This window comes from Geofilum rhodophaeum, assembly GCF_002210225.1.
Lineage (GTDB): Bacteria > Bacteroidota > Bacteroidia > Bacteroidales > Marinilabiliaceae > Geofilum > Geofilum rhodophaeum.
Genome location: NZ_MWUJ01000002.1, coordinates 253,548 through 270,162, shown reverse-complemented (window position 1 = coordinate 270,162; position 16,615 = coordinate 253,548). Strand labels below are relative to the sequence as shown.

Here is a 16,615-nt window from a genome sequence, read left to right as displayed (position 1 = left end):
TACCTCATAAAAAGCACCTGTACATGAGTCCCGAAGTCTACAACCGCTGCGTAGAAGAGCATGCCGACCGACTCTACCGCTTTGTCCTCAAAAACGTTCGCGATGAGGACAGGGCGGCAGATATTGTGCAGGATGCTTATGAAAAAATGTGGCGCTACCGCGAAGGGGTGCAGGACGACAAAGCCAAGAGTTACCTCTTTACCACCGCCTACCATGTGATGATTGATGCGCTCAAGCGGGAGCAGCGTATGACGCGGCCGGAGCGCGGCCTGCCCGACGAAGGGAGCAGCGGGGAGCAGTACAGCGATTTGAATGAGATACTGCATGCGGCCCTGGAGCGCCTGCCGGCCGACCAGAAAATGGTTGTCCTGCTGCGCGATTACGAGGGCTACAGCTACGAAGAAATTGAACAGATTACGGGGCTCTCGCAGAGTCAGGTGAAGGTGTACATCTACCGCGCCAGAGTCTTCCTGAAAAAGTATATTGGTCAACCCGAATTGGTTGTATGAAAAACGAAAAGCACACGCTACCGCCCCTGAGCACCGCCACTTACGAAGAGTGGCTGCTCGATTACATCGAAGGTCGCCTGCCGGTGGTCCGCGAAGCGGAGCTGCATGCTTTTCTGCAGCAGCACCCACAATTGAAGGAGGAAATGGAAGGCTTGCAGGATGTGCTGCTCGAAGCTGAAGAACTGCCTGTTGCACCATCGTGGGAAAAACTGAAGAAAGCGCCCGAGCCCTTTTCGGAACTGTCGCTGTACGACTACCAACTGGTGGCGGCACTGGAAGACGATGCCCCGCTGGAAAACCTTGCATTGAATGAGTCGGCCACCGCGAGCGACTGGCAGTACTACCAATTGGCCAGACTGCAGTCGGGCAAGGAGCAGTTTCCGTACAAATCGCGCCTTCGTCGCCGTTTCCTGTGGGACCGACCATTTTGGCAGTACGCTGCCGCCGCGGTGGTGCTCGTAGTGCTCATCTTCCGTTGGATGCCTGAAGTTGGCAGGCAAACAGAAGGCCCCTTGCTGGTGCAACAAAACAGTCCCACCACCGAGGCGACAGTTCCCGACCCGACCACAACCACACCTACTGCCGATGTAGACACCGGTTTAGATCTCAATGCCGACACCAGGAGCAACAAGCAGCAAAATGGTGAAGAACAGCTTCCTGAAAAGGAGGACAGAACCCGCCCCATCCAAACAACTGTCGACCCGGCACCTTATCTGGCCCTACAAGATGTGGCGAAAAAAGAATCCGGCAGGCAGCAACAACGCGAGGTGTTGCCCCTCCTGAGCGGCCCTGCACAAATACAAGTGCCCGAAACAGAGTTGCCCGATGCCTATGAAGAGGGGTTGCGACGCATGTTGCCCACCTACATCGAAAATCACCAGTTGCTGGCCCAGGCTCAGCCGCAAATGCCTCCCCGGCAAGCGGCTACGGTCTCAGACAAGCGCCTGACCGACCGTGCAGCCCTCTTGCTGAGAAGTGTCAATCCCCTAAACCTGGAATACGAACGGGTGTTCGACGAAGAGGGGCAACTGGTGGCCGTTAACCTGGGCAATGAACATTTCGACCTCCACCAACGGGTTCCGGGCTGGATCGGCAGTCGCATCACCAACGATTAGTCCCCCGCTAAGCCAACAAGGGCTTCAACTCACGCCCCATTAAACGAATGGAGGCCTTCAGCTGCTCGTGGGTCAGTCCCGCACTGTCCATTTGAAAGGTCACCCGCGAAATGCCGCCCAGCGCTTCGCTGTGACGCAGAATTTTCTCGGCCACATCCCGGGGATTCCCAACCAAGAAGGCACCCAGGGGACCCGCTTGCGAATCGAACTGGTAACGGGTTACCGGTCCCCACCCCCTTTCCTTGCCAATTTTCGTAAAGGCCTCGGCATAGCCCGGGTAAAAGGTATCGAGCGCCGCCTGGGTGTCTTCTCCCAGGTAGCCCAGGGAGTGGAGACTCACCTTAAGGTCCTCTTCCCGGTGGCCGGCACGCAGACCCGCTTCGCGGTACATATCCACCAGGGGACGAAAACGGTGGGTTTCGCCACCAATAACGGCCACGGCCAGGGGCAGACCCAGTTCTCCTGCCCGTTTGAAAGAAGCAGGCGTACCGCCTACGCCCAACCAAATGGGCAAGTGCTTTTGTATGGGCCGCGGATAAATGGGCTGCTCCTTCAAAGCCGGGCGAAAACGACCCGACCAACTGATGGGATTTTCGTCCCGTATTCTTAAAAGCAGATTCAGCTTCTCGGTAAAGAGCTCATTGTAGTCGTCCAGACTGTAGCCAAACAAGGGAAAGGCATCGATGAAGGAGCCGCGGCCCACGACCATTTCGGCCCGCCCTTTGGAAACCAAATCGAGGGTGGCAAATTCCTGAAAAACCCTTACCGGATCGTTGGCGCTGAGTACGGTAACCGCACTTCCAAGCTTAATCTGTCGCGTTCTGGCGGCGGCTGCCGCCAGAATTACGGCATGGGCCGAGTCCATATACTCCTCCCGATGGTGCTCGCCCATTCCAAAAAAGTCGAGGCCCACCTCATCGGCCAATTCCATCCGCTCCAACAACTCCTGCATGGCCTGCATGCTCTCCTGCGGCCGCTGCTCCTCGCTGCTTACATTAACGGCAGCAAAACTGTCTATACCTAGTTCTATCATAATTCTCCTAAAAAAATACCGAGGCACCATGCCCCGTACAAGTTTATAACCGTCTAAATAACAAAATGGTTCAAACAGATGAGGCGGGCGCCGGGCAGCACGGCGCGAAAAAAACAAAAGCGCCTGTAACTAATGCGCACCCTTGATGGTCTTAAGCACAAAAGCCGGCATAAATCAAAGCATACAACATAAAAAACAACAAAATGAGACGATACATTTTATTTCTACTGCTTCTGGCCCTCACCCTCCCGGGCCATTTACTCAATGCCCAAAACGACAGCACGCCGCGCTACGATCAACGGTGGGAAATAGCACCAGGCCTCTTTAGGGTACAACAAAACGGCCACTTTGGGGTGGCCAATGCCAACGACAGTCTGCTGATTCCCTGCCGCTTCGATCAGATTATGGTTCATGGACAATTGCCCTACCTGAAAGCAATTAAGGGTCAAAAAATGGGCCTCTATAACAGCGAGGGGCGGCAACTCCTGGCGCCCGAGTACGACCAGATATGGGCCTTTGACCAGGAAAGAGCCAGAGTACTTAAAAATGGAAAGATGGGCATGGTCAATACCCGCGGCCAACTGGTGGTGCCCCCCATTTACGAGCATCTGAGCAACTTTGAAAACGGAAGGGCACGCGCCTGGCTCGATGGTCAGCAGGTTTTTCTGGACCCCAACGGTCGCCTTGCGGGCACTCCCCTGGTGGCCTCGGCCCAGGCAGCCGACAGTCTGGTGCAAAACCAAGCCGACTTTTCTCCTGCAAGCGACAGCCTCGAAACCGACGCGTGGCACGGTCCCGCCATGGAAATTGGTCCCGCCCGTGTAGAGCACAAAAAGAAGAAAGACACTTTTGAAGGACACCTGTCGGGCTTTTATCTGGGCATTAACGGCTACCTAGACGCCGACAATAAGGACCGACTTCCGCAGGACTATGCCTTTATGGAAACCATTCCCGGTAAGTCGATAGAAGTCGGCATCTACCCCTGGCAGCAAAGCATTCGGCTGATTGGTCCGCATGTGGGACTGGTCACCGCAGCAGGGATCAAATTCAACAACTACCGCTTCGATTTTGACCGCATTACCGAAGTGCCCGAAGAAAGCAGAATCTGGTTTCCCGACATCCTGGAGGATGCCCGCATCTCCAAGTCGAAACTCACCACCCTACAACTGACCGTGCCCCTGGCCTTTGAAATTCAGCTGCCCGACAGCAAGGGAAAAAACAACTTCTATCTTTCGGCCGGCATCGAGGGGGGACTGCGTTTGCGCTCGCACACCAAGCTGGTGCTTCGGGAGGACGGCTCCAAGGATAAGAAAAAGCGGCGCGACAGCTTTGGCATGCCCACCTTTCGCTACGGCTACTTTGCTAAGGCGGGTTACGACGACTTCGGCATCTATGCCAGCTACAGTCCCCAGAGCCTATTCAAGGAAGACCGCGGTCCTGAGCTCTTTCCCTACACCATTGGCCTCACCTTCAACTTTGATTAAACGTTAATCCTGATCATTAAAAACCTAAACAAAAACATTTTTGTCAGCGAACAAATTTGGCCCTCTACTGTTTCATTAGCAGACAACAAAGCAAAAATACCCTAATCCGGTAATGTTGTACTTAAATTATAAAACAATAAACAGATGGGGAGAATTAATGTATTCCGGACCAAGGAAATTAAGGAGGCCATAGCTGCCAATCCGGACAAGGCGCAGGAGATTATCGACAACGAAAAGGAATTGGGCATTTGTGTGACCGACGAAAACGGCAACTACGTTTATGTGAACGACCGTTACAACCAAATTTACGGCTACCAGCCCGGCGAATTGCCTGGTAAACCCTTCACCACGGTGGTTCCACCCGAAAACCACAAACAGCTGCAAAGCGCCCACGATCTTTTCATTAAAAACGAATACGAAATTGTGCGTTTCTGGGAGGTGATGAAAAAAGGCGGTGAACGCATCCAAATTCAGGCGGCTGCAGCCTTTTTCGACAATATTTTGGGTGCCAACGGCAAGGGCCGTAAAGTCACTTTCGCCTACTACGAGGGATAAAAACCGATTTTACCCCTTTTTTAAACCCATATTTACACAAGCGGACCCTTCAGGTCCGCTATTTTTGTCTGAGACAAACCCAAAAATCTCAGACTTATGCAATTAAAAAGTTTACTCATTTGCTTCCTTCTTTTGGCCACCGCTGCCTTCGGCCAAACGCAGACGCCTGCCTTTCCGGGTGCCGAGGGGCACGGACGCTATGCAACAGGCGGCCGTGGAGGCGCCGTATACTACGTGACCTCCCTCAACGACAACATCAACGAAGCGGGAACCTTGCGATGGGCACTGAACCAGAGCTCCCCCAAAACCATTCTGTTTAAAGTAGCCGGCACCATCCATTTGAACAGTCCCCTAAAAATCAACAAAGGCGACGTCACCATCGCCGGACAATCGGCCCCCGGCGATGGCATTTGTCTGGCCAACAGCCCGGTCAGCATCAACGCCAACAATGTTATTGTGCGCTACCTGCGCTTTCGCATGGGCGACGACAACCTGGCCAATGCCGATGGCGCTGATGCCTTTGGCTCACGCGACTATCGCGACATCATCATCGACCATTGTTCCATCTCATGGAGCACCGACGAGTGTGCCAGCTTTTACGGAATGACCAACTTCACCCTGCAATGGTGTCTCATTTCGGAAAGCCTCCGTCTCTCGGGCCACTCCAAAGGACCCCACGGCTACGGCGGGATTTGGGGCGGAAGCCAGGCCAGCTTTCACCATAACCTCATGGCCCACCACGACAGTCGCACCCCCCGCTTTGGTCCGGCCGAAAGCACCCAAACCAGTGAGGAAGTGGACTTCCGAAACAATGTCGTTTACAATTGGGGCGGAAATGGCGCCTACGGAGGCGAAGCCATGAACATTAACCTGGTCAACAATTACTACAAACCCGGTCCGGCCACCCCCACAGGCGCCAAGCGGGGCCGCATACTGGCCTATGACAAAAAAACCGGCTTATCAACGGGCGATGGCTTTTATCCCATCAACAACCAATGGGGACAGCTTTACGTCAGCGGCAATGTGGTGGATGGCAGCACCAGCAGCGGCAGCGATCTCAACCATTGCAACAATGCAACCAACAACAACTGGGACTACGGCATTTACAACCAGATTCACTCACGCTATGCCATCACGGCAGCCGAAAAGACCGCCATCAAAGCCGCGCAGCCCTTTGCTACAGGCACTGTTACCACACACAGCGCAGCGCTGGCCTACGAAAAAGTGTTGGCCTATGCAGGCGCCGCGCTGCAGCGCGACGCTTACGATATCCGGATTGTAACAGAAACCCGGGAAGGCACCGCCAGCTTTAAAGGCCTTTCGCCCTACAACGGATTGGGAAAGGTAACGGTTGACGGAGTCACCACCGACTGGAAAAGTACCAATCACCCCAAATGGGGCATTATTGACAGTCACCACGACATTAAACCGGCCGATGCGCCCGACAACTGGAGCCCTTGGCCGCAGCTGAGCGCCAGCAGTGTGGCTACCGACAGCGACAACGACGGAATGCCCGACAGCTGGGAAAGCGATCAGGGTCTGGATCCCAACAATTCTGCCGATGGTGCGCAAAGCGACGAAGCATCGGGCTACACCCATCTTGAACGGTATTTGAGCTCTTTGGTGGCCAACATCAGCGCCGCCCAAAACGAAGGCGGAAATGGCGGCACTACGGGCCTCCACCATCCCATTGCCACGGACTTTCAGCTTCACCCGAATCCCGCCGGCAACCAACTTACCATTACGGCCCCCCGGGGCATTCACCGCATTGAGCTGATTAACCAGACCGGCCTGCGCGTTCAGACGCATCCGGGCAACGACAACAACACACAAACCCTGGAGCTGAACACCCTGCAACCCGGACTCTACCTGGTGCGTTGTTTCTACGCCACGGGCACAGCTTCCACGCAAAAACTCATAAAGCGTTAAAGCCTTGGGACGAAAAGTCCTATCTTTGAGGCATGAACGCCAAACAAAACTATACCGGGCGTAGCGAACGCTACGCCCGGGAACTGCAAAAGCTGCAGCCGCTGTTTCGGCTGACAGCCCCCTTCAGGCTGCTGACTTTTGTAGCCACCATTACCCTGCTCCTCTTCTTCATCAAAAGCAAGATGGACCCGGTATTTTTATACGCTGCCGCAGCCACCCTCAGCTTATTTATTTTGGGTGTAATATGGGATCTGTACCTGGTTGCGCGCCAAAAAGACCTAAAGACCCGCCTGCAAATCAACCGCGACGAACTGCGTTGCCTGGAGCACGACTTTGTCCACCTCGACCCGGGCAGCGAGCTCAGCAGTCTGCAACCCGAGCTGGCCGGCGACTTCGACCTTTTTGGTCGCGGCTCCCTCTTTCAATACCTGAACCGCTGCGTAAGTGCAGAAGGCCGTCAACGCTTTGCCCGGGAACTCGTCAGCGGCAGCCGGGACAGCACCCACATTCTGCGCCGCCAGACCGCCATTGCCGAGCTGGCTGCACTTCCTGCCTACCTCGAAAACTTCAGAACCTACGGCCTGCTGGCTAAGGCCGAAACCAACGAAGTGGAGCGACTGCGGCACTGGTTAAACCAAGCCCCCAGCCCCACCACCGTGCACCATCGCCTGGCCCAAGTCTGGCCCCTGGTCATAGGTGCGTGGATAGTGGCCACGGCCCTGGGGCATATTCCCGGCAATTTCCTTTTCCTTCCCGTTCTCTTTGCTCTGGCGCTTATTGGCAGTCGCCTTACCCAGACCAACAAACTGCACCAGCAGCTGAGCAAGAACGCCCAAACCCTCCAAAAATACGCCCGCCTCATTCGCCTGGTCGAAGAACAAACGTTCAAGGCCCCCTATCTTCAAGCGCTGCAAAGCACTTTTAAGCAAGAGGAGCAAAACGCCAGCAGCCACCTGCAGCGCCTTTTTAAGCTGCTCGACCGCTTCGACTACCGCGGCAACCTTATGGTAGGCTTGCTGCTCAACACCCTGCTGCTTTTCGACTTCCGTATGGTTCATGCCCTGGAACACTGGAAGAGGCAACACCGGGAGCAGCTCCCAAAATGGCTCGACACCCTTGCCCGGCTCGACGCACTCAACAGCTACGCCATCTTTGCCTACAACCAGGCCCGGCAGGTTTGCTATCCCCAACCCGAAGCCAGCGATTTTGTGTTCAACGGGAAAGACCTCAGGCACCCCCTGCTGCCTCATCAACATGCCGTCGGCAACGACCTCCATTTCGAAGGCCGCCCCAAAATCCTCACCATTACCGGAGCCAACATGGCCGGCAAAAGCACCTTTTTGCGCACCCTGGCCGTTAACCTGCTGCTGGCCATGAACGGGGCCCCCGTCTGTGCCCGCTCACTGCGTTTCCACCCCTGCGACCTGCGCTCAAGCATCAACATACGCGACTCACTGGCGCAGCACGAAAGCTATTTCTACGCCGAACTCAAGCGCCTGCAAAGCATCGTAGCCCATATAGAAAAACAGCCCGACACCCTCGTTATTCTCGATGAAATACTGCGCGGCACCAACAGCATGGACAAGCACAAAGGCTCCTACGGTCTCCTCGAAAAGTTCCTGGCCCTGCAAACCGTAGTGGTCATTGCCACCCACGACCTGGGCATCGGCGAGCTCGCCACCCAATATCCCGGTCGCGCCGAAAACCACTGTTTCGAAGTGGCCCTCGACAACAACGAGCTGGTTTTCGACTACCGCCTGCATCCCGGCGTCAGCCAAAAATTGAATGCCTCCTTTCTGATGCAGAAAATGGGACTGATTCAGAAAACCGAGAAATAGCAATATGGACCAAACGTTGAGATACCTGCTTTTAGCTATGTTTTTGCTGCCCTTCAACATCAGCACGGCCGCATTGACCAACAATATGTTTGACATCAGACATCTTGGTTATTCCGAAGGCCTCAGCAGTCAACGCGTATTCTCCATCGTGGAAGATCAACACAGCGCCATTTGGGTAGCCACCAAACTTGGTATCGACCGCTACAACGGTCAGGTCATTAAAAAATACAGTCTCCCCGGCACCCTGCACTACGGCGATATGGCCGGACGGCGACTCCGCTTGTTGTACGATGATGAGTACAAACTTTGGGCCTATGATCACACCGGCCGAATCTTTCTATTCTCCCCCGAAAACGATGCTTTTGAGCTTCAGTTTGCCCTTGGAGAAGCCATAGGAGGCGAAATTGTACTGAATAAAGTCTTCCAGGACAAGGAGGGCTGCCTGTGGATGGGGCTGAGCAAGGGACTCTACAAGCAGACGAAAAGCGGCAGCATCGTTCCCGTGCTGACCGATCGCTACATCAACGATATCACCTGCGATGCAACCTCCCTCTTTGTCGCCACCTCCACAGGCGTGGTTCAGCTCAAGTCCGGAGGGAAAATTGACTGGGTAGTACAAGGGGAAGATGTTCAGACCCTTTATTACCACCACGATGAAAAAGAACTTTGGCTAGGAACCTTCAACAATGGTCTGTGGATATGGAAATCGGATACCGCTGACTTATATCCCCTGGCGGGACAAAGTGCTGGACTTTTAAACCCGATACGGGCCATTAGCTCCTACGACGACCAAACCATGTTGGTGGGCGTAGACGGAGGCGGAGTGTACAGTGTTGATTTGCCCTCAAAGCAGCCCCGTTTGCTGATGAGCACCGAAGACAGCACAGATATTTATCTGCGCGGCAACGGTATTTACGCCGTTACCACCGATCACCAGGGCAACATCTGGATAGGCAGTTACTCGGGTGGTGTATCCGTAGCCATCCTGTCGACCTACCCTACCCGCATACTCAAACACGAAAGAGGGAGTACGCATTCGGTCGCCAACAACAATATAAACAGCATTGAGGAAGGCAGCAAGGGGGACTTGTGGCTGGCTACCGACGACGGCATAAGCATTCTCACAGAAAGCAGCAACACCTGGCAACACATTTTAAAAGGCACTGTAGTGGTAACGCTGTGCCGTGCCCAAAGCGGCAATATTTGGGCAGGCACCTACGGCGACGGCGTCTATCTCCTGGATCAAAACGGCCAGCTGCTCAGGCACCTCACCCAACAACAAAACACCCTCACCACCAATTACATTTTCTCCATCAGACAAGATTTGGATGGCGACATTTGGATCGGTGGACACAACGGCTGGCTCATGCTGCTCGATAAGGACGGACAACACAAGCAGACTTACGACATAAAGTGGGTTCACTCCATCGAAATTGTAGGTCCCAACCAGGTGGGCATCGCTACTGTTAATGGTTTCTACCTGGTGAATAAGGAACACCACACCCTAAAAAGCTATGCCTCCTTTTCGGAGTTTTTACATCAAAATGCCAGCGCCTACATCATTTCCATGCTTTTTAACGCCGACCAAAGTGTATGGCTGGGCACCGAAGGAGGCGGCCTGAACCATTACGACCTGAGTACCGGTAAAACCCGCACCTTTACCACCCGGGAAGGCCTTCCTTCCGACGATGTTTACAGTCTGCAAAAAGACGCCCTGGGTCGCCTGTGGATGAGCACGGGAAAGGGACTGGCCCTTATGGAGAACGAAAAAATATCGAACCTCAACTATCTTGGAGACATCGATAAGGAATACAACAAATCGTCCTTTGCACGCCTGTCTGACGGCCGCTTTGCTTTTGGCAGCACCGATGGCGCCGTACTGGTTATGCCTGAAGCCATAGCCCCCACCAGCTATGAGGCCCCCCTGCGCCTGCGTCGCCTAACCATCGACCACCTTGCTGCCGAAAAAGCTGCAGCCTGGCGACCCGTCCTCCATGCCATGCTTAAAGGCGGTACGGTAAGTCTCCCCTTTCGCTACAACTCCTTCACGGTACACTTCGAAGCCATTAACCACCGCTTTCAGCGCGACATCAGCTACCAACACATACTGGATGGATACGACCAAAACTGGAACAACTCCTCGCCCGACGGCACCCTGCGCTACACCCGGGTGGCTCCCGGCAACTACCTCCTAAAAGTACGTAATGTGCGCCGCAGCAACGGAGAAATAATTTCCGAAAAAACGCTCCAGCTAAACATTGCCGAGCCCTGGTACAACAGTTGGTGGGCCTGGATCTTTTACATAAGCCTGGCTGGCACCGTACTCTATTTCATCTTTAGGTACAACAGCAACCGCTTGCAGAAAAAGCACGACGAAGACAAAATCAAATTCTTCATCAATACGGCCCACGACATTCGCACACCGGTCACCCTCATCATGGCTCCCCTTGAAGACCTGAACGGGGAGACCGGACTCAACGATAAAGCCCGGTACTACCTGCAACTGGCACGCAACAATACGCAAAAACTCCACAGCCTCATTTCACAGTTGCTCGAATTTGAGAAGGTGGACCTTAGCCGTCAAAAGACCACCCTCTACCCTCTGGAAATCAACAGCATTCTGGCTGAGGAGATGGCCCATTTTCAACCCTATTGCGAAAAAAAGCAACTGCGCTTTGGGCTGAGCATGCCTAAAGAAAAACTTTGCATACAAGGCGACCGGCAGTTGCTGAGCATGCTGCTCGACAACCTACTGTCGAACGCCTGCAAATACACCCCACCCGGTGGCCAGCTGGCCTTGGGCTTATGGAGCTCCAGACGTAAAGTACACATTACAGTCAGTGACAGCGGCATTGGCATCCCCCAAAAGGAGCAAAAGCACTTATTTAAAGATGTATATCGTGCCAAAAACGCACAAAAATCGCAACAGGCCGGCACCGGCTTTGGTCTGCTGCAGGTACAACGCATTGTCAAAGTTTTAGGTGGGAAAATCAGCGTGGAATCAGAAGAAAACAAGGGCAGCTGCTTTACCATCACCCTGAAAAGATGCTACGACCAACCCGAAACCACAGCTGAAATAAACGCTACCGAAAAACCAGTCCGCACAGCAGCCCATGCATCATTTGCCACCCAGGAACAAAAAAAGAATGCCCCAAATAAAGGAGACAAGGACAAAGATCTCTTGCTCATTGTGGAAGACAACGAAAACCTGCGGCAATATCTGCGACTCACCTTTGAGAACGACTACCGGGTGGTGGACGCCCCCAATGCTCAGGAAGCCCTGACCTTCCTCGATACGGAATACCCCGACCTGATTCTTTCGGACGTAATGATGCCGGGCATACAGGGCGATGAGCTTTGCCGCATGGTAAAGGACAAGCCCGAAACCTCAGGCATCCCCTTTGTGCTGCTCACCGCCAAAGCCAACCACGAGGCTACCGTAGCGGGCCTCAAAAAAGGGGCCGACGATTACATACCCAAACCCTTCAGCACAGAAATCCTCCAACTAAAGGTACACGGGCTGATTGAAAACCGAAAAAGGCAGCGCGCCTTTTTCATGCGGGAAGCCTTGCGCCAGGTTGCCAGAGACCAGGATGCAGCAAAACACGACAGCAGACCGGAACCCGCAGAAGAAGCAGACCCGGGCCTGTCTGAAAACGACCGCCAGTTTGTGGAGCGGGCCACCAACCTGATTATTGCCAACCTCAGCAATTCGGATTTTACCATCGACCGCCTCTGTCGCGAAATGGCTATGAGTCGCACCCTCTTCTACAGCAGACTCAAATCCCTTACCGGAGAAAGTCCCCAGGAATTCATCCGCCTCATTCGTCTGCAAAAGGCTGCAGAAATGTTAAAAAACGGGAAAAGTGTGACCGAAGCCGCGGCCGACTGTGGCTTTGTCAATCCCAAGTACTTCAGCTCCCTGTTTAAGCAGCACTTTGGCGTGCAGCCCAGCAAATACAGGTCATCCAACTAAACTTCACCTTCCACACATCTCCCCGACTCCAACACAAAAGTGTCGGGAATCAAACCTTCTTTGTCAGCCATCAAACCCCCATTTTAACAGTAGTTAGCATATTTGCCGATGCTAACAACCAACAAACTGAAAAAATGAGGAGAATACTGGCACTACTGATGCTTGCAGGCGTTTTTATCCAACCTGCCTGCTCTAAGGAGGAGGAAAAACCCCTTCCCCAAGAGGAGCAGGAGGACCTGCGCTTTATCGACAACTTTGAGTTCTTCAACGAAGAAGTATGGACCAAAGAAAGCCATGCTCCCGGTTGGGTAAACCAGGAACTACAAGCCTACCGGCCGGCTAATGTAAGCGTGGGCGTCGACGACGGCAAAACGGTTCTTATCCTTACGGCCGAACGCCAGGGCGACCAAATCTATTCCGGTCGCGTCAACAGCCGTGGAAAATTCAACTTTAAGTATGGCCGCATCGAAGCCCGAATCAAGCTTCCAAAAACAGGCAATGGCCTGTGGCCTGCCTTTTGGATGATGGGCGACAACGGTAAAAACTGGCCCGCCTGCGGCGAAATCGACATCCTGGAAATGGGCGAACGTACCGGAATTAAAAGCGGCACTACAGAAACCTATTTCAACACCGCCATTCATTACGGCACCGATATGGCTTCGCACCGTCAGGAGTATTATGGGGCCGAATTTGCCTACAGTCTTCAAGACGGTGCTTACCACACCTATGCGCTCGACTGGACCGAAAACACACTTACCGTCAGCATCGACGGCATCGCGTTTCGCTCCTTCGACATCGGTCCCCTCAGCGGTCGCCACGAATACTTCCAGGACCCCTGCTTAGTCCTCCTTAACCTGGCCGTTGGCGGTGCCTTTCCCGACATTCACGACCCCAGTGAGCTGACCGCCTTAAAGGACGGTGAAAGCGCACACATGTACATCGATTGGATAAAAGTATATTAATCCTTAGCACCAGATTTATGAAAAAAATCAAACTGAAAAATGTCTTGTTCTTCGGAACAATGTTCCTCACGCTGTTGGGGACTACCCAAGAGCTGAGTGCTTCTTCAACCGAAAACCTTCAACTGCAGCAACAAGTCCGAAAGGTCTCGGGAACTGTAACGGATCCTCTGGGTCCCATTCCGGGTGTTACCCTGGTCGAGATGGAAAATCCGGCCAATGGCACCGTCAGCGATATGGATGGGAACTTCGAGCTCGACATCCCTGTCGGCTCCACCCTGGTCATCAGCGCCATTGGCTACAAAACCCAGCAAGTAGCCATCAGCGCCATCGATGCCCCTTTGACCATCATGCTGGAAGAAGACAGCCAACTGCTAGACGACGTGGTGGTAACGGCCCTGGGCATAAAAAGAGAGCGTAAAGCCCTGGGTTACGGACTGGAAGAAGTGGCCGGTGAAGCCCTCACCAAAGCCCGCGAGACCAACGTCATCAACTCCATGGCCGGACGTGTAGCCGGTCTGGTGGTGAGTCAGACCGCCGGCGGTCCCTCCGGCTCAACCCGCGTTATTCTGCGAGGCAGCACCGAAATGACCGGCAACAACCAGCCCCTGTATGTTATCGACGGCGTACCCCTCGACAACACCAACTACGGCAGTGCCGGCTACAGCGGCGGCTACGATTTGGGCGACGGCATCTCCAGCATCAATCCCGACGACATTGAAAGCATGTCGGTACTGAAAGGCCCCGCCGCCTCGGCCCTCTACGGCAGTCGCGCCAGTCACGGCGTCATCCTCATCACCACCAAAAAAGCCAGCGGAGAAGACCAGTTCAGCGTGGAGTACAACGGAACGCTGACCTTCGATACGCAGCTGGCCAAATGGGACAACATTCAGCAGACCTTCGGTATGGGAAGCAACGGCACCTACAGCATCGATGCCGTATCCAACACCAACAAGAGCTGGGGCCCCCGGGCCGACGGCGGCAACATGCTGCGCTACTACGATGGTGTGGAGCGTCCCTTCCTCATCATTCCCGACAACACCTCCAATTTTTTCCGGACCGGGAATACCGCTACCAACTCGGTAGTGGTCAATGCCCAAAGCGGCAAAACGGGATTGCGCTTCACCATCACCGATATGCGCAACAACGATATTGTTCCTGAAACCCATATGAGCCGCGATGTGCTTAACCTGCGCAGCCACACCTCCCTGGGCAAGGTGGACCTCGACTTCAGTGCCAACTACACCTTTGAGGATGTAAAAAACCGTCCCGCCCTGGGCGACAGCAAATCGAACATCGGTAAAAACCTGATGACTCTGGCCACCACCTACGACCAGCGGTGGTTGAAAAGCTACGAGGATGCCGCCGGCAATTACGCCAACTGGAACGGCATGGACCCCTACAACGTGAACCCTTACTGGGACATTTACAAGAACTACAACAAGTCGCACAAGGACCTCTTCCGCCTCAACGGAAAGGTGCTTTGGAACGTCAGCGAGAAAATAAAGCTGCAGGCCACCGTGGGAACCGAGCTCAACTGGTTCGAGTTCGACGACTTTAAAGCGCCCACCACCCCCGGTTTTGAGGCTGGACGCCTGCAAAACAGCAACTACCGCAACAGTATGTACAATGCCGAAGTACTGGCTCTGTACAACAACAGCTGGGGCGATTTTGACTTCAACGCCACCCTGGGTGGCAACATGTACAAGGTCGATAACCTGACCACCGTAGTTACCGCACAGGACATGCAGATACGCGATGTAGTGGCCCTGATGAGCTTCAACGAAAGCAGCATCAACCAATACACCTACCGCAAGCAGATCTCTTCGGCCTTTGGCGCCCTCAACCTGGGCTGGAAGCACATGCTGTACCTGGATGCCACCGTACGCACCGACCAGTCGTCGACCCTTCCCGCCGGAAACAACGTGTACACCTACCCCTCTGCATCCGGTAGTTTTGTATTCTCCGAATTGCTCGACCGACGCGACATTCTCCCTTACGGAAAGCTGCGGCTGTCGTGGGCCCAGGTGGGCAGCGACACCGACCCCTACCAACTGGGACTCGTTTACACCAAATCGAACCTGAGTTACCCCGGTTACACCATTGGTTACATCGACAACAACACCATCCCCAACAAGGATTTGTTGCCCACCATCACCAATTCCTTTGAAACCGGTTTGGAAATGAAGTTCCTGAACAACCGCATCGGACTGGACTTCACCTACTACACACAGGTCAGCGAAAACCAGATCATGGGCATGGCCACCTCGTGGACTTCGGGCTACAACCACCGCCTGATCAACGCGGGTGAAATCGAAAATAAAGGGGTGGAAATCTCCCTAAACACCCGTCCCGTGCAGATCAACGACTTTTCGTGGGACGTCAACCTGAACTTTGCCAAAAACAGCAACATCGTGCGCAAGCTGGTGGACGATATGGATATGATTGAACTGGAAAAAGCGCCCTGGCTGGATGTACAGGTAGCTGCCATGGTAGGCGAAAACTTCGGCTCCATAGTGGGTCCCGATTTCGAGCGCAACGAAAACGGCCAGGTACTGATCGACCCCAATACCGGTCTGCCCCAGTACGACAAAAGCAACCACATACTGGGTAATGCCTCGTGGGACTGGACCGGCGGTTTGGGTACCACCCTCAGCTACAAAAACCTGTCGCTTTGGGCCCTGTTCGACGTGAAAGTCGGCGGCGACCTCTATTCCATGTCGGCCCGTGCCGCCCACGAGTCGGGCAAGGAAAAAGGCACCCTCGAAGGACGCGAAGCCTGGTACAAATCGGAGGAAGCCCGGCAGGCAGCCGGCGTACCCAAGGGCGGCCAGTGGACGCCGACCGGCGGTTACATTGCCCCCGGTGTTATTGCCAATGGCGACGGAAAGTACCGCGACAACGACATTTACATCAATCCCGAGGACTACTGGATGAGCGTCAGCCGCAATGCACCCTCGATGTTCATCTACGACAACTCCTACGTGAAATGTCGCGAGATCTCCCTGACTTACAACGTGCCACAAACCCTGTTGCGCAATAAGGTAAAAGGACTGACCGTATCGGCTGTGGCCCGCAATCCCTTCATCGTTTGGAAAAACATCCCGAACATCGACCCGGATTCGAACTACAACAACACCACCGGTATGGGACTGGAATACGGCTCCCTGCCTTCGCGCAAGAGCTATGGTTTTAATGTCAACGTAAAATTTTAAGA

At 54.1% G+C, this 16,615-nt stretch carries 10 protein-coding genes; 9 read left to right on the top strand and 1 reads right to left on the bottom strand.

Features of this window, described 5'->3' with window-relative positions:
* The first annotated feature begins 23 nt into the window (after positions 1-23).
* Together B4W65_RS03540 and B4W65_RS03535 are read left to right on the top strand one after the other, a co-directional pair.
* Positions 24-509 carry an RNA polymerase sigma factor gene (locus B4W65_RS03540; protein WP_088653739.1) on the top strand — a complete coding sequence of 162 codons (486 nt, stop codon included), beginning with the start codon at positions 24-26 and terminating at the stop codon, positions 507-509.
* A complete protein-coding gene (locus B4W65_RS03535) occupies positions 506-1,624 on the top strand; it encodes an anti-sigma factor (RefSeq protein WP_088653738.1) in 1,119 nt (372 codons plus the stop codon). The genes B4W65_RS03540 and B4W65_RS03535 overlap by 4 nt, the downstream gene beginning before the upstream one ends.
* A gap of 7 nt (positions 1,625-1,631) precedes the next feature.
* Here the strand turns inward: B4W65_RS03535 and B4W65_RS03530 are convergent, their stop codons facing one another.
* A complete protein-coding gene (locus tag B4W65_RS03530; RefSeq protein ID WP_205741208.1) occupies positions 1,632-2,657 on the bottom strand; it encodes an Atu2307/SP_0267 family LLM class monooxygenase in 1,026 nt (341 codons plus the stop codon).
* 203 nt (positions 2,658-2,860) lie between these two features.
* Between B4W65_RS03530 and B4W65_RS03525 the strand changes: the two genes are divergently transcribed.
* The 7 genes from B4W65_RS03525 (at position 2,861) to B4W65_RS03495 (ending at position 16,613) form a co-directional block, all read left to right on the top strand.
* On the top strand, positions 2,861-4,141 hold the full coding sequence (locus B4W65_RS03525; RefSeq protein ID WP_088653737.1) for a WG repeat-containing protein: 1,281 nt from the start codon (positions 2,861-2,863) through the stop codon (positions 4,139-4,141).
* A gap of 144 nt (positions 4,142-4,285) precedes the next feature.
* Positions 4,286-4,696, top strand: coding sequence for a PAS domain-containing protein (locus tag B4W65_RS03520; protein WP_088653736.1), 411 nt, complete (start codon positions 4,286-4,288; stop codon positions 4,694-4,696).
* Positions 4,697-4,792: 96 nt separating this feature from the next.
* On the top strand, positions 4,793-6,625 hold the full coding sequence (locus B4W65_RS03515) for a T9SS type A sorting domain-containing protein (RefSeq protein ID WP_088653735.1): 1,833 nt from the start codon (positions 4,793-4,795) through the stop codon (positions 6,623-6,625).
* Positions 6,626-6,657: 32 nt separating this feature from the next.
* Positions 6,658-8,463, top strand: coding sequence for a MutS-related protein (locus B4W65_RS03510; RefSeq protein ID WP_088653734.1), 1,806 nt, complete (start codon positions 6,658-6,660; stop codon positions 8,461-8,463).
* A 4-nt stretch (positions 8,464-8,467) separates the two neighbouring features.
* Positions 8,468-12,439: a hybrid sensor histidine kinase/response regulator transcription factor gene (locus B4W65_RS03505; protein ID WP_088653733.1), complete on the top strand. Its 3,972-nt coding sequence runs from the start codon at positions 8,468-8,470 to the stop codon at positions 12,437-12,439.
* Between the two features lie 134 nt (positions 12,440-12,573).
* On the top strand, positions 12,574-13,401 hold the full coding sequence (locus tag B4W65_RS03500) for a glycoside hydrolase family 16 protein (protein WP_088653732.1): 828 nt from the start codon (positions 12,574-12,576) through the stop codon (positions 13,399-13,401).
* 17 nt (positions 13,402-13,418) lie between these two features.
* A complete protein-coding gene (locus B4W65_RS03495; protein ID WP_088653731.1) occupies positions 13,419-16,613 on the top strand; it encodes a SusC/RagA family TonB-linked outer membrane protein in 3,195 nt (1,064 codons plus the stop codon).
* Positions 16,614-16,615: the final 2 nt, after the last annotated feature.

Coding starts and splice junctions, on each gene's coding strand:
- B4W65_RS03540 (WP_088653739.1), top strand. CDS start 24: ATGAGTCCCGAAGTCTACAACCGCTGCGTAGAAGAGCATGCCGACCGA.
- B4W65_RS03535 (WP_088653738.1), top strand. CDS start 506: ATGAAAAACGAAAAGCACACGCTACCGCCCCTGAGCACCGCCACTTAC.
- B4W65_RS03530 (WP_205741208.1), bottom strand. CDS start 2,657: ATGATAGAACTAGGTATAGACAGTTTTGCTGCCGTTAATGTAAGCAGC.
- B4W65_RS03525 (WP_088653737.1), top strand. CDS start 2,861: ATGAGACGATACATTTTATTTCTACTGCTTCTGGCCCTCACCCTCCCG.
- B4W65_RS03520 (WP_088653736.1), top strand. CDS start 4,286: ATGGGGAGAATTAATGTATTCCGGACCAAGGAAATTAAGGAGGCCATA.
- B4W65_RS03515 (WP_088653735.1), top strand. CDS start 4,793: ATGCAATTAAAAAGTTTACTCATTTGCTTCCTTCTTTTGGCCACCGCT.
- B4W65_RS03510 (WP_088653734.1), top strand. CDS start 6,658: ATGAACGCCAAACAAAACTATACCGGGCGTAGCGAACGCTACGCCCGG.
- B4W65_RS03505 (WP_088653733.1), top strand. CDS start 8,468: ATGGACCAAACGTTGAGATACCTGCTTTTAGCTATGTTTTTGCTGCCC.
- B4W65_RS03500 (WP_088653732.1), top strand. CDS start 12,574: ATGAGGAGAATACTGGCACTACTGATGCTTGCAGGCGTTTTTATCCAA.
- B4W65_RS03495 (WP_088653731.1), top strand. CDS start 13,419: ATGAAAAAAATCAAACTGAAAAATGTCTTGTTCTTCGGAACAATGTTC.